Raw genomic sequence first — 14,632 nt, forward strand, 5'->3', positions numbered from 1 at the left:
GAGTGAAACGAAGGATCTCTTATCTTACAAGAGATGTTTCACTCCGTTCAACATGACAAAGAGGGTATAAATTTCAGAACTTAACAGCCCTGCCCTGCGGGGAAAGACAGTTCCTCCCCTGCGGGCAGGTCAGAAGGGGCTTGATTTTGTAAGGTTTGTAAGTTTTTTGTTAAAATATCAATTGACTCCGTCGATTCCCACGAAACAACGTCCAGCGGAGTTAATTGCCTCCAGCTAAAGCTGGAGGATAAAATGAGGAATGAAGATGGCTTTAGCCAAAAGACATTTGACTCTGCCTATCCTCCGAATTCGACTAAAGTCGTTTGGTCATTAACTTTATTCCACGCCTTAAAAGGCATGGCAATTAATAGGACTTAACACCCTTTCCCTCCTGAGGAGGCCGGGAAGGATGAACTGCTAACTGCTGATTGTTAACACTAAAGTTCTCCTGCTGATTGATATTATTTACTAATGATTCCAATAAAAATGCGTACCTTTGCACCAAAATCAGAGATACAATAATTAATTATGGGAAATTTAGTAGCTATCGTCGGTAGGCCTAATGTGGGCAAATCAACCTTATTCAACCGTTTGACCGAGAGCCGGCAAGCTATTGTTGACGAAACCTCGGGTACAACCCGCGACCGCCAGTACGGAAAAGTAGAATGGGGCGGCCAGGAATTCTCTCTTGTAGATACAGGAGGATGGGTTGTCAATTCAGAAGATATTTTCGAAAGCGAGATAAACAAACAGGTAACTATAGCCATTGAGGAGGCCGATGTCCTCCTATTCATGGTAGACGTAAAGAATGGCCTTACCGACCTCGATTCGAGTGTAGGCAATATGCTCCGCCGCTCAAAGAAGCCGATCATACTTGTTTCGAACAAGGCTGATAACTTTAACCTGCATGCCCAATCGGCTGAATTTTATGCTTTGGGGCTGGGCGATCCGATTAATATATCGGCGATCAATGGTTCAGGGACAGGTGACCTTCTCGACCTGATCGTTTCGAAATTCACGAAGAAGGGAGAAGAAGAACCTTTGGAAGAGATCCCACGTATAGCTATCGTGGGACGCCCTAATGCCGGGAAATCTTCTTTTGTGAATGCATTGATAGGCGAAGAACGGAACATTGTGACCAATATAGCCGGCACCACACGCGACTCGATCTATACCCGCTTCGACAGGTTCAATATGGATTTCTATCTGGTAGATACTGCGGGGATACGCAAGAAAGGCAAGGTGGTAGAGGATCTGGAATATTACTCTGTCATCCGTTCCATCAAAGCGATAGAAAACTCAGATGTGTGTATTCTTATGCTGGATGCCACACAAGGGATAGAAAGTCAGGACCTGAATATATTCTCATTGATACAGAAGAACAGTAAAGGCCTTGTTGTATGCGTGAATAAATGGGATCTGGTGGAGAATAAAGAGCTGATCGCAATCAAGACGTTTGAGAACGCGATCCGTAACCGTCTGGCTCCTTTTACCGATTTCCCTATTATCTTCGGGTCAGCCCTTACCAAGCAACGCATACTGAAAGTGCTGGAAGAGGCAAAGGAGGTATATAAACGGCGTAAGACAAAGATTCCGACTCACAAGCTGAACGAGGTACTGTTGCCGATAATAGAACATACCCCGCCTCCGTCGAACAAGGGTAAATATGTAAAGATCAAGTATATTACCCAATTACCTAATACGCAGATACCATCGTTTGTGTTTTTCTGCAATCTGCCGCAATGGGTGAAAGAGCCATATAAACGCTTCCTGGAAAACCGGATAAGGGACAACTGGGACTTATCGGGTACTCCGGTAAATATATTTATCAGGGAGAAATAAGATAGAACCGAATATAACAAGGAGTGGCTTTCAGGACGAAAACCACTTTCTTTTTCTAAGGTAGGGCTGCTTATTCAGGAAAAGATGCTACTATAAGAAACAAGAATTATTATCTTTGTAAGTTTGAGGAATATAACAGAAACAGATAGTGGATCAACCAAATATAAATATAAAGAACAAGCGTGCCAGCTTTGATTACGAGTTCATCGAAACATACACGGCAGGCATCGTACTCACAGGCACAGAGATAAAATCGATCCGTCTGGGCAAGGCCAGTCTTGTTGATACATTCTGCATGTTCGAGAAAGGCGAACTGTGGGTTCGTAATATGTATATCGCCGAATATTTCTACGGTTCGTATAACAATCATGCCGCACGCCGCGACCGTAAGTTGCTATTGAACAGGAAAGAGCTTAAAAAAATAGAGCGTCTGGTCAAAGAGACCGGATATACCATTGTACCTACCAAAGTCTTCCTGAATGAACGAGGCCTTGCAAAAGTGAATATTGCAGTTGCCCGGGGCAAGAAGCAATACGACAAACGCCAGTCTCTTCGTGAGAAAGACGACAAACGGGCGATGGACAGAGCGATGAAGGGAGATTAAGAATGAATGGGCTTAAGAAATACTTTTCTGCCGGATGGATCAGGAATAATACGTCAGTATTGGTCTTGTCGGTTGTCATGGCTTTGACTGGTATATTCTTCTATCTTCTTAACACCCTCTACCCTATCTATCTCGACGACTGGTTCTACTCATTCAATATGGTTGACGGGCAAAAGATAGATAGCTTCTCGGCAATAATACAAAGCCAGTATGCACATTACTTTGAATGGGGCGGCCGTGTTATTCTGCATAGTATAGCCCAGGTCTTATTATGGCTTGGAAAATCGTGGGCCGATATATTGAATACGCTGGCTTATGTGGCTTTGGTTTATATCATCTACTCCATTGCCAACAAAGGGAACAAAGCCAATCCGATCCTGTTTGTATTTATAAATATCTTCCTTTGGTTTACCTTACCTTCATTTTCCCAGAATATATTGTGGAAGACAGGTAGTGCCAATTATCTGTGGGGAGGACTTATCCTTTTCGCCTTTATATATGTTTATGTATCCTACTATCTAAGCCCTCAGTCCTCAGAAAATAAGATGAAGTCTCCGGTATTGTTCCTCTTTGGCATCATTGCAGGATGGACAAACGAGAACATGGCGCTGGCACTGGTATTCTTTCTTATCGCATTTATTCTACTGCTGAAATATCAAAAGAGACCAATTCCCAAATGGATGTTATTCGGATTAGCCGGAGCAATAACGGGTTGCCTCGTAATGCTCTTGTCACCCGGAAACGCAATAAGGAGCAGTAACGACTTATGGGTAGCACACCAAAGACGTGAGACGGATCTGTCGTTTTACTTTTATCGCTTTGTCACAGTTACCAGACTGGCATACCAATATATCCTTATTCCATTTATGCTATATGTATTATTACTGGTATTGCACTGGTGGAAAGGGAATGCTAAGAATAAGAAAGAAGCAGTATGCTTATCTGTATTATTCCTATGCGCGGCAGGGATTGCCACAGCAGCTATGTCCGGGTCTCCGATGTTTCCCGAAAGAGTATGGTTCGGTATTATTCTATTTCTTATGACAGGCACAATGATATTATATGCAAACCTCGATTTTTCGGCTTTGATACCCAAAATAGTCAATTATTCAGCCTTCTCCATTATCCTGATCATTTACATCATATCATGCAAAGAGAACTACACAGAACTGAAACGATTCAGCCAGGTGTGCGGAAATAGAGACAGTATGATCCTGGCCGAAAAGGATGAGGGAATACAGGATATTGTTATAACCGACTATTTTTTCCATCAGAAGCAATCGGCGCTGATTGTCCTCGATTTGCAGGACTGGATGATGATTGATCCGGGATGGAACAAACGGGTAGGTAAGTATTACGGTGTGAATACAGTTGTTTTTAAAGAAAAGAAGCAAACGCTGGAATGACGATAGTTAAAGATAGCAGAAAAAAGAAGAGTATTTTATTATGCATAGCGATTGTCCTTACATTCGCGGGCATTTATGCGTTGAATTATTTCTTCCCTCTATATACAGATGACTGGAAATATGCATTCGTGTACGGACGCGATTCCGACAGAGTTGCCGGATTCCTTGATGTGCTGGAGTCCCAGTACTATCATTACTTCCATTGGGGAGGACGTTCAGTGGCACACACAATTGCACAATCATTTATTTATATAGGAGAACAATGGGCCGGTTTGCTCAACAGCCTCGCTTACGTTACTTTAGTCACATTGATCTACCTTATTGCTGATTATAGACGAAAGGTCAATCCATTTCTTTATGCAGGCATCAGCATCCTAGTCTGGTTCTTCGTACCCGATCTTATGGTATGTATAGCATGGCTGACAGGAAGTGCCAACTATCTTTGGGGATGTATGCTGGTGGTATCGGTAACAGTCCCCTACTGTATGTACTACCTGAAATATAAAGAACCTGACAAAAAGAAAGACAGCATTGGACGATGTATATTATTCATCTTTTGTGGTATTCTTGCCGGATGGACAAATGAGAATCTGGTCGCAGGACTTCTAACTTTCCTGTTCATATATATCCTTCTCCTTAAATATGAAAGGAAGGCCATACCGAAATGGGTTATATCCGGATTTATAGGAGTGGTAATTGGTGCTGTTTTTATGTTGGCAGCTCCGGGCAATTTTATCCGTAATAAGATAGAACTGGAAACCATACATGGTATAACTCCGGATCATTTTTCGTATTCATATTACTTTTACCGTTTGGTTTCGGTCATAAAGGCCTATTTAGTATATGGTATCTGGCCTACGATTATATACCTGTTCTCGTTACTGCTTTTCTGGAAAAAGGGAGAAATGGACAATAAGAGAAATGTATTGCGCCTGTCTTTATTATTCTTTTTCATGGCTATGATATCGATGCTGGTAATGGCAGGAGCACCGATCTTTCCGGAGAGGGTATGGTTCGGCATAATTGTGCTGATCATAATAGCAACGGCCTTGCTGTATACAAACCTCAATTTTGAATACAAGCTAATTAAAGTATCTAATTACGTCGTCTGGATTCCATTCATCATATTTTTTCTCGTATCATATACATTAAGTTTAAAAGATACGATCAGGCTTAGTGAAACATTCGAGTTCCGGGAGACTTATATACTGGAGGAAAAGAAGAAAGGAATAGAAGAATTTATCCTGTATGACAGGTTCGAACCCAGGCAAACATTTATCTTTACCCAAAAGGTATATGATATTCCCCATCTGGAGAATAATCTGTGGGAAGATGCTTATGCAAAGTATTACGGAATAAAGTCCATTGAAATAAGGAAAGGATCAGAGAAATGAATATACTTCAGCAGATATTGAAAAGCAGGATATTACTAGGGATTATCTCTCTGGTAGTATTTGCTGTTATATTCATCTTTAACAGATTGTTCCCGCTATTTGCCGATGATTGGGTCTATAGTTTCATATTCGAAAATTCATTTTTCGACCATTCCCTGAAACCGATCTCCGGATTATCTGATATATTCATTTCGCAGTACAATCACTATTTTCTTTGGGGAGGACGTAGTGTTGTACATTTTATCGATCAGTTTCTGTTATCTATCGATCCATTATTGTGTGATGCAATAAACAGCCTGGTCTATCTGGGATTTATATTCTTCATATATAGACTTATCAATCAGGGACGGGAAACTAATATAGGGGCATTCATTTTTGTTATTTGTTTTTCGTGGGTATTTGTGCCTCAACTTACAAGCAATGTGTTCTGGATAACAGGCAGTGCCAATTATCTTTGGGGAACATTTATTCTTTTGCTCTTTTTATATCCATATTATACTCGTTTTCTAAATGGAAGGGAGAATGATCCTGATACTGTGTTTAAATCAGTCATTTTCTTTATTACCGGGATAATAGCCGGATGGACAAACGAAAATACGGTACCCCCTATTCTATTAATGATCTTTTTTCTGGGTATTTATCTATATAGAAAAAGGGAATTGCCCCGATGGATGATTTTCGGATTTATAGGTTTGTGTGTCGGGTATCTCATTATGGTATTAGCCCCAGGAAATTATATAAGAATGCAATTCGAGTTCGAGCATAGTGAAAAAATGGTTGACGTAGCCTTTATAACTATTATAAAAGAACGGATAATCAGAATATTTTCTAAAAATTATCTGTTATATATGCTTCCGTTGGTTATTCTCTACCTGGCAATGTTTCTTGTTCACCGTAAATATGGCTATAAAACAGAGGAAGGAATAAATAAGAAACTATTGGCTTCCATATCCTTTTTCATAGCAGCACATATATCATTCTTCATAATGATCGCCGCCACAACCTTCCCGTTAAGAGCTATGTTCGGAATGGTGATTTATATGGCAATTGCAATCGGGATATTGTATTCCGAAATAGAAATAAACACAAAATGGAAGTCAGTTGTTAATATAACGTTCATTGTAATTCTGGCCTGTTTATATACTTTCGATGTTATCAGAAAATACCCTTCGATACACCTGATATCGGAAACATTCAGGCAACGTGAGATAATTCTTGAAGAACAAAAGGCAAAAGGGATTAAAGACATTACCTTTGAAGGGCGAATCGGATTCCACGAAAAATATGGATTTGAAGACCTACAGTCTGATTCAACGGCGTGGATGAACCGCGAATATGCAAAGTTTCACGGAATACACTCTGTAAAAGCAATAAATAAAGAATAGCTATATATGGAAAGATTCATTACCAGTATTTACAATAAGTTATCGAGTAACAAAGTTCTACTCGTTATTCTTATCATAACCTTTGTTTTTATTTATATGTTCAACAGGATATACCCGTTAATGATAGACGACTGGATGTATACTTTTATTTTCGGTCAAAACCCTCCTGTAAGAGTAAGCAGTTTTAATGATATTTTAGTATCTCAATACAATCACTATATGCAATGGGGAGGACGAACTGTTGTTCACATCATTGCGCAAGTATTAATCTGGATAGGCCCCTTCTGGCATGATCTGCTAAACTCAATAGTTCTGGTCGGGTTATTATTCCTTATGTACCGAATTTCTAATTATACAAATAAAACCAATATAACTGTTTTCATTATTACAGCAGTTTTGTTTTGGTTTCTTCAACCGGGATTTGCCGCTACAATGTTTTGGATAACAGGTAGTGCAAACTACTTATGGGGCACAATGATCATACTATTGTTTGTATATCCTTACTATACTTACTATGTAAAAGGGCAATCCCGTGATGGTATTATTAAAATGCTGGGATTCCTGTTCTTTGGCGTCATAGCCGGGTGGTCTAATGAAAACATGTCTATTGCGCTTATATTTTTCATAATAGCTTTATTTATAATATTGAGAAAGCAGGATAAGGATATACCAAAATGGGCTGTATTCGGACTGGTTGGTGTTATTATAGGATCTCTTTTTATGCTTCTGGCTCCAGGAAATTATCTAAGATACGAATCTGCAATGATAAATCTAAATCTGCAAAGAGAGAGCCTTTTTTCTTTAGATGTTTTGATGCCCAGAGTTTCTTTTATGTCTTGGCTATACCTAAAACGTGTATTTATTCTTTGCCTTCCTTGCTTGATACTTATACATTTCTACAAGAAGCAAAAATGGGATTCGGAAAAAAAGAAAACCTTTATCATTGCAGTTCTATTCCTTGTTTCTGCTCATGTTGCCTTCATCTCCATGCTGGCATCTCCCGGATTTCCTAACCGCGCCTTGTTTGGCATAATAGTATTTATAATCATTGCTATTGGTATTATATTTGCTAATATGAGTTTTCAGACAGTGAAGGCACATGCTATTATACTATTGATATTATTTGCTTCAATTATAGGATCCGGTATTGATTATGGTATTAAGTATAAAACCGTTGGACTTATATCCGAGACGCTAAAAGAGAGAGAGCAGATAATAAAAGAAGGAAAGGAAAAGGGACAAACAGATTTTGTTTTTACAAATGGATTAAAAATAAGAAGTCGATATTCGTATACCGAATGTACCGATGACCCTCATTTTTGGGTAAATATACTTTATCAGAACTATTATGGTATAAATTCGGTAAAGGTAATAGAAGTAGAGAAGAAATAGATTTATGCATAAGATAGAAAATATACTAAAAGACAGGATTCTTATCCTCGATGGTGCTATGGGCACCATGATACAACGATATAAGCTTACGGAGGAAGACTTTCGTGGTGAGCGATTCAAAGATTCAACTACCCTGCTGAAAGGCAACAATGATCTCCTTTGCCTTACTCGTCCTGATGTTATAGAAACCATCCATCGCGAATATCTGGAAGTGGGAACAGATATCATTGAAACCAATACTTTCAATGCCAACGCCATCTCGATGGAAGACTATAATATGTCCGGTCTGGTGAAAGAAATAAATATAGCTGCAGCTAAACTGGCACGGAAAGCAGCCGATGATTATACAAAGCAAAATCCTGATAAGCCTCGTTTTGTAGCCGGGTCGATAGGGCCAACCAATAAGACGGCCTCAATGAGCCCTAAAGTAGAAAACCCTATCTTCAGAGCAGTTACGTTCGATGACCTTTACTTTGCCTATAAAGAACAGATAGAAGGCTTAGTTGACGGAGGTGTGGATTTACTATTGATAGAAACGATCTTCGATACCCTGAATGCAAAGGCCGCACTCTTTGCTGCGGATGAAGTCAGAAAAGAAAGAAATATAGCTCTTCCTATAATGATTTCTGTCACCTTATCAGATAAGGGAGGACGTACATTATCGGGGCAAACGATCGGTGGATTCTTAGCATCGGTCAGCCACATAGACTTCTTGTCGGTCGGGCTCAACTGTTCTTTTGGGGCAAAAGATATGAAACCTTTCTTAAAAGAACTAGGCCGCTTGGCTCCTTCTTTTATATCTGCCTATCCGAATGCAGGACTACCAAACCAATTCGGGGAATATGACGAAACACCGGAGATAATGGCAGGCCAGATCAAAGAATATATTGATGAAGGCCTGGTTAATATTTTGGGTGGTTGCTGTGGCACAACCCCTGAACATATTGCCCGGTATTCGGAACTGGTAAAAAATGCTATTCCCCATAAACCTGCCGAAAAGCCAAAATACATGTGGCTTTCAGGCCTGGAGTTATTGGAAGCCAAACCAGAGATCAACTTTATAAATATAGGCGAACGACTCAATGTAGCTGGGTCTCGTAAATTCTTGCGACTTATTAAAGAGCAGAAATATGAAGAAGCGCTTACTATTGCTCACAAGCAAGTAGAAGATGGGGCGCAGGTGCTCGATGTGAATATGGATGAAGGTCTCCTCGATGGTGTGAAAGAAATGACTACTTTCCTCAACCTGATGGCGTCAGACCCCGACGTGTCTCGAATACCTGTGATGATAGATTCTTCGAAATGGGAAGTGCTCGAGGCAGGGCTGAAGTGTGTGCAGGGAAAGCCTATTGTCAACTCTATTTCATTGAAAGGCGGTGAAGAAGAATTCCTGCATCAGGCACGCCTGGTCCGCCAATATGGAGCGGCTGTTATTATTATGGCATTTGACGAAACAGGCCAGGCGGATACATATTCCCGTAGGATAGAGATCTGTGAACGGGCATACAAGTTATTGATCAATGACGGATTCAATCCGCTGGATATTATATTCGACCCTAATATACTTGCGATAGCGACAGGAATTGAAGAGCATCGTAACTATGCCGTTGATTTCCTTGAGACCATTACATGGATCAAGAAGAATCTTCCGCATGCAAAGATAAGCGGAGGAGTCAGCAACCTCTCATTTTCTTTCCGTGGAAATGATTATGTACGTGAAGCGATGCACGCCGTATTCCTCTATTATGCCATACAACGGGGAATGGATATGGGAATTGTTAATCCGGGACAATCAGTAGTGTATGATGATATCCCTTCGGATTTAAGAAACCTTGTTGAAGATGTTATCTTCAATCGCAGGCCGGAAGCTACTGACGAACTGATCGAATACGCAGAAAAGGTTAAAAATGAAAACACAGGCCAAACCGAGCAAAAAGTAGAGGAATGGCGCTCTTATCCACTTGACGAACGTATCCAATATGCCTTGATAAAAGGGATCAGTGATTATCTCGAAGAAGATCTGGCCGAAGCTTTAAAAGTCTATCCCAAAGCGGTGGATATTATCGACAAGCCATTGATGGATGGAATGAATAAGGTTGGCGACTTATTCGGTTCGGGTAAGATGTTCCTGCCTCAGGTTGTCAAGACTGCCCGCACCATGAAACGTGCTGTGGCTATACTTCAACCTACACTGGAAGCTCAAAAAGCATCTTCGTCGGGAAACAATAAAGCAGGCAAACTGGTCATAGCTACCGTTAAAGGAGATGTGCATGACATTGGTAAAAACATCGTTTCCATTATTCTGGCTTGCAACAACTACGAAGTGATCGACCTTGGTGTGATGACTCCACCGGAAGTAATTATACAAAAGGTAAAAGAAGAACAACCGGACATCCTTTGCCTTAGCGGGTTAATTACCCCCTCTCTTGAGGAAATGAGTATCGTTGCACACGAAATGGAAAAGGCCGGATTCTCAATTCCTTTGATGATTGGTGGGGCTACTACCTCAAAACTTCATACGGCGATTAAGATTGATCCTAAATACAATAATGGTTCGGTGGTATATGTAAAGGATGCTTCACAGGCTCCGGCTGCTGTAAGCAAGTTGATCAATCCTACCACCAAAAACAGCTATATCAAAGAGATAAAAGACGAATACTCTTCACTCAGAGATAACGCCGTAGATAAAAAGGAAGGCCTCCTTCCTCTGTCTGAAGTTTTGGGTAAGGGCATGAAAGCTGATTGGTCTGAATATATCACGCCAACCCCTAAAGTAGAAGGACGGCAGATGTTGAAACATATTCCTATCGAAAAGATTATCCCTTATATCGACTGGAAATTCTTTTTCCATTCGTGGAATCTTTCTGCCCGTTATGCTTCTGTACAACATATAGATGATTGCCCATCATGCAGGCAGCAATGGCTGAATTCTTTTCCAGAACAGGAAAGGGAAAAGGCCACTGAAGGAATGCAGTTATATAAAGATGCCAAAGAACTCTTAGACCAATTAGTCTTTAATAAGGCTGAATATATCAATGCTGTGTTCGGTATATTCGAAGCCTATTCCGATAATGAATGTATCTTCATCAACGACATTTGTTTTCCGATGCTTCGCCAACAAAAGAAGAACGAGAAAGGGGAATATCTCTCGCTTTGTGATTTCGTTGCACCCAAAACTTCCGGGATGAAAGACTTTGTAGGCGGATTCACCGTTACAGCTGGAATAGGAGCTAACGAACTGATGAGTGAATACGAACGGCAAGGCGATGAATACAAAGTCCTCTTGTTAAAGTCCGTATTAGACCGACTGGCGGAAGCGACTACCGAGTGGCTTCATGCCAAGATCAGGAAAGAATACTGGGGCTTTGCACCGGATGAAAATATATCGGTTAATGAGATGTTCGCCTTAAAATATCAGGGCATCCGCCCGGCAGTGGGTTATCCGTCTATTCCCGATCAATCCATTAACTTCCTGCTGAATGATAACCTTCTTCAATCAAAGGAGATTGGTGTGGAACTTACCGAGAACGGGGTGATGCTCCCGAACGCTTCGGTGAGCGGTATCATTATCTCGCATCCCAAATCCAAATATTTCAATATAGGCAATATCCTCGACGATCAGTTGGAGGCATATATTGAAAGACGCGGCGAAGATGCCCAGCTAATCCGTAAATTCTTAGGGGCTAATTTAGTATAATATGGAATTTTTCGATCTCTTATCATACTCCTTTTTTCAGAATGCCTTGCTGGGCAGTCTTTTGGCCAGTATAGCCTGTGGAATTATTGGTTCGTATGTCGTTGTGCGCCGGCTGGTCTTCATCAGTGGCGGCATCACTCATGCCTCGCTTGGCGGGATAGGAATGGGATTCTACTTCGGGTGGAACCCTATTCTGGCGGCAATGGTCTTTTCCATATTATCCGCATTCGGTATCGAATGGCTTTCGTCCCGTCAGGGAGTACGCGAAGATTCAGCGATAGGGTCATTCTGGTCGTTGGGTATGGCTGTGGGTATTATCTTTATATACCTCAAACCCGGCTTTGCACCTAACCTTTCCGACTATCTGTTCGGAAATATCCTTACAATAACCCAGACGGATATCATATCTTTAGCTATCCTTTCCCTTGTACTGATCGCAGTATTCCTGCTATTCGGGCAGCATATACTCTTCGCTGCTTTCGATCCCGACTTTGCCAAGACCCGTAACCTGCCTGTCAATTTCATCAAGTATGCCATGATGATGGCCATCGCTATTACCATTGTCCTTTCTATACGCCTGGTTGGCATCGTCCTGCTCATGTCTATCCTCACCGTTCCGCAAATGACAGCTAATTTGTTTACTTCCAATTTTGTAAAGATGATATTACTGTCAGTGCTCATTGGCTTCGTCGGATGTATTGCCGGCCTTTTTCTGTCAGCCATACTGGATGTGCCATCGGGAGTATTCATCATCTTTACTCAGATCGTGGTATTCCTCGTTGCAAGATCAATAGTCCGTTTAACTTATAAACACGATTTAAAGAAAATGGCCGAATAATGCGAATCAGCAAAACTTTATAGTAAATAGTCATCAGTTAACTAAAACCTGACAAAAATTACATATTTTATTATTTTCCAATTTGTTCATTTTTCAAATTATCATCAGCACATCGGCATATTATATAATCAGCACATTGATATACTATAGATAAAGTATCTGAAATAAAATGCAGGTCCAACTATCTATTTGCATAAATAATCCCCGCTTGTTTTATCCAAGACTGTAATAGTGAACCTCATTCCCCCTGTCACTGCATCTTACCTTTTCCTATGACATCCTTAAACGAAATATGTTTCACGCTCTGCTTCCTGAACAACAACGCTCCGATACATATACCTATTGCCAAAGTGAACAACAACGACATAGTCAGCATCAGGTTATGTGCCGTATCTATCAGGATATGCGGATTCTGCTCTATCGTTGCCAGATCGGTAGATTTTATTCCCCCTATCATTGTCCGGTAAGCAAACATACCCGGGATCATGGTAATACAGGCAGGCATCGTAAATACTACCGGAGGGCTGTCCACCCTATGGGCGGCAAATATACCCACAAACCCGATAAATACAGAACCGGCCAGCGTAGCCGTGATTAATCCGAAATCAAGCTGTACTAATATAAAACGTATACAATGCCCCATCCCACCAAGCAACCCGGCCACCCATAGCAATCTTTTGGGTGATCCGAACAAAATAGCCCAGCAAAATCCCACTATAAAAGCGATACCAAAATCGCGCAGAATATTTAATATTGTCAGTTCTTCCATATTATCTAAAAGTTACCGATACCTAAAAAAGTGATACACAATGTCATACCCGCTGCAATACACAACAATATAAATCCGCCGAACAATGCCCTGTTCATAGCCGAAGACAGATAACCTTCTATCAGGTCTATCACACAATTAATCAACGGAACTCCCGGTATCAGGTACAAAACAGCTGTCGCCATCGCTGCCTCAGGGTGCGATCCTATACCATATATTCGTCCTAGAGCCGTGATCAGAGTAGTAACAAAGGCGGCAATGGAAATGCATATCATCGGGTTGAATTTCTTACCCGAAAAAAAGCATTTTATCAGATAACCGACAAAAGCTGCAAAAAATGCAACGACCGCATTCATCGTATCTCCCAAAGAAAACAGGCACAGTCCGGCACACGAAAACCCGACCGCTATGGCAACAGGAAAATCTTTATAATTCGGTTTATTCTTTATCCTGGTAAACTCCTTTTCTGTTTCATCTATAGATAACTCTTCTTCCTGAACCTTCCAAGACAAATGCGACACCTCTGTCAACACAGCCAGATGGACCGAATGAGCTGGAGATTCTTTATAACAGGTTACTGAATTAGATGAATCGTTCTTATCCTTTACCGTTACCAGCAAACCTTTGAAAGTAGGGCTCATATTCATTTCAAACCCCCAGGTAGAAGCAAGCCTGCCCAAATTACTGTTCAGACGTCCACAATGAGCACCCGAAGCAAGCAGGTATGTGCCAATATCGAGTACCAGGTCGGCAAACCGTTGCGCAGGTATCTTTTCTTTTTTAGTCTTATCTGTTATAAGTTCCGGCATATTCGTATGCAATGTAATTTTGATGCAAAGATATTAAGAAATTTTTGTCTATTCCCTTATTACAAACAACTATACTGATGCATTGTTTTTTCTCCTCAGCCACATTTTAACTAAAACATTACAAACTTGACATTTTATTTAGCCTATAATTGTTAGTTTGTTAACCCCTATATTTTTAACTAAAACCTTACATTCCTTACAGATTTTCAAAGATCTTTTTACTATTGGCACATCGGCATATTAGCCAATCGGCACATTAGTATCCTACAGATAAACTTTTTTATTTCTCATTCGCTTAACTCATAACTATTTCTTACCTTTGCACAGCTTTGTTCCTTATAGGATTAAAAGGGAATCAGGTGTAAATCCTGAACAGACCCGCTGCTGTAAGCTCCGCAAAGTTTCATACAACTATAGCCACTATATTGAATGGGAAGGCTGTATGAAAATGGAGCAAGTCAGAAGACCTGCAAAGTGGATTTTTCTTAAAAGCTTT

The 14,632-nt window shown here is 40.7% G+C and carries 10 protein-coding genes and 1 riboswitch; of the genes, 8 read left to right on the forward strand and 2 right to left on the reverse strand.

Annotated features, from left to right (window positions below; genetic code table 11):
• Window positions 1-528: 528 nt before the first annotated feature.
• From der to GGR21_RS02005, 8 genes are all read left to right on the forward strand, one after another.
• Window positions 529-1,842: a ribosome biogenesis GTPase Der gene (gene der / locus GGR21_RS01970; protein ID WP_183305485.1), complete on the forward strand. Its 1,314-nt coding sequence runs from the start codon at window positions 529-531 to the stop codon at window positions 1,840-1,842.
• A 148-nt stretch (window positions 1,843-1,990) separates the two neighbouring features.
• Window positions 1,991-2,446 (forward strand): SsrA-binding protein SmpB, encoded by a 456-nt coding sequence (smpB, locus tag GGR21_RS01975; RefSeq protein WP_183305486.1) that lies wholly within the window; start codon window positions 1,991-1,993, stop codon window positions 2,444-2,446.
• 2 nt (window positions 2,447-2,448) lie between these two features.
• A complete protein-coding gene (locus GGR21_RS01980; RefSeq protein ID WP_183305487.1) occupies window positions 2,449-3,852 on the forward strand; it encodes a DUF3329 domain-containing protein in 1,404 nt (467 codons plus the stop codon).
• Window positions 3,849-5,246 (forward strand): DUF3329 domain-containing protein, encoded by a 1,398-nt coding sequence (locus tag GGR21_RS01985; RefSeq protein ID WP_183305489.1) that lies wholly within the window; start codon window positions 3,849-3,851, stop codon window positions 5,244-5,246. Before GGR21_RS01980 ends, GGR21_RS01985 begins: the two co-directional genes overlap by 4 nt.
• The gene (locus GGR21_RS01990; RefSeq protein ID WP_183305490.1) at window positions 5,243-6,631 is read left to right on the forward strand and encodes a DUF3329 domain-containing protein; all 1,389 of its coding nucleotides are present in this window, start codon (window positions 5,243-5,245) and stop codon (window positions 6,629-6,631) included. Before GGR21_RS01985 ends, GGR21_RS01990 begins: the two co-directional genes overlap by 4 nt.
• Window positions 6,632-6,637: 6 nt before the next feature.
• Window positions 6,638-8,023 (forward strand): DUF3329 domain-containing protein, encoded by a 1,386-nt coding sequence (locus GGR21_RS01995; RefSeq protein WP_183305491.1) that lies wholly within the window; start codon window positions 6,638-6,640, stop codon window positions 8,021-8,023.
• A gap of 4 nt (window positions 8,024-8,027) precedes the next feature.
• Window positions 8,028-11,720, forward strand: a complete 3,693-nt coding sequence (metH, locus tag GGR21_RS02000; RefSeq protein WP_183305492.1) for a methionine synthase — start codon at window positions 8,028-8,030, stop codon at window positions 11,718-11,720.
• Between the two features lies 1 nt (window position 11,721).
• Entirely contained in the window at window positions 11,722-12,558 is an 837-nt protein-coding gene (locus tag GGR21_RS02005) for a metal ABC transporter permease (protein WP_183305494.1), read from the forward strand.
• A 250-nt stretch (window positions 12,559-12,808) separates the two neighbouring features.
• Here GGR21_RS02005 and GGR21_RS02010 read toward each other — a convergent pair whose 3' ends face one another.
• Together GGR21_RS02010 and GGR21_RS02015 are read right to left on the reverse strand one after the other, a co-directional pair.
• Window positions 12,809-13,327 (reverse strand): threonine/serine exporter family protein, encoded by a 519-nt coding sequence (locus GGR21_RS02010; RefSeq protein WP_183305495.1) that lies wholly within the window; start codon window positions 13,325-13,327, stop codon window positions 12,809-12,811.
• A 5-nt stretch (window positions 13,328-13,332) separates the two neighbouring features.
• Window positions 13,333-14,136 (reverse strand): threonine/serine exporter family protein, encoded by an 804-nt coding sequence (locus GGR21_RS02015; RefSeq protein WP_183305497.1) that lies wholly within the window; start codon window positions 14,134-14,136, stop codon window positions 13,333-13,335.
• A 312-nt stretch (window positions 14,137-14,448) separates the two neighbouring features.
• A riboswitch (cobalamin riboswitch) is annotated at window positions 14,449-14,625 on the forward strand.
• The last annotated feature ends 7 nt before the right edge of the window (window positions 14,626-14,632 follow it).

The sequence above is a fragment of the Dysgonomonas hofstadii genome, from assembly GCF_014196915.1.
Taxonomy (GTDB): domain Bacteria; phylum Bacteroidota; class Bacteroidia; order Bacteroidales; family Dysgonomonadaceae; genus Dysgonomonas; species Dysgonomonas hofstadii.

Coding starts and splice junctions, on each gene's coding strand:
- der (WP_183305485.1), top strand. CDS start 529: ATGGGAAATTTAGTAGCTATCGTCGGTAGGCCTAATGTGGGCAAATCA.
- GGR21_RS01980 (WP_183305487.1), top strand. CDS start 2,449: ATGAATGGGCTTAAGAAATACTTTTCTGCCGGATGGATCAGGAATAAT.
- GGR21_RS01985 (WP_183305489.1), top strand. CDS start 3,849: ATGACGATAGTTAAAGATAGCAGAAAAAAGAAGAGTATTTTATTATGC.
- GGR21_RS01990 (WP_183305490.1), top strand. CDS start 5,243: ATGAATATACTTCAGCAGATATTGAAAAGCAGGATATTACTAGGGATT.
- GGR21_RS01995 (WP_183305491.1), top strand. CDS start 6,638: ATGGAAAGATTCATTACCAGTATTTACAATAAGTTATCGAGTAACAAA.
- metH (WP_183305492.1), top strand. CDS start 8,028: ATGCATAAGATAGAAAATATACTAAAAGACAGGATTCTTATCCTCGAT.
- GGR21_RS02005 (WP_183305494.1), top strand. CDS start 11,722: ATGGAATTTTTCGATCTCTTATCATACTCCTTTTTTCAGAATGCCTTG.
- GGR21_RS02010 (WP_183305495.1), bottom strand. CDS start 13,327: ATGGAAGAACTGACAATATTAAATATTCTGCGCGATTTTGGTATCGCT.
- GGR21_RS02015 (WP_183305497.1), bottom strand. CDS start 14,136: ATGCCGGAACTTATAACAGATAAGACTAAAAAAGAAAAGATACCTGCG.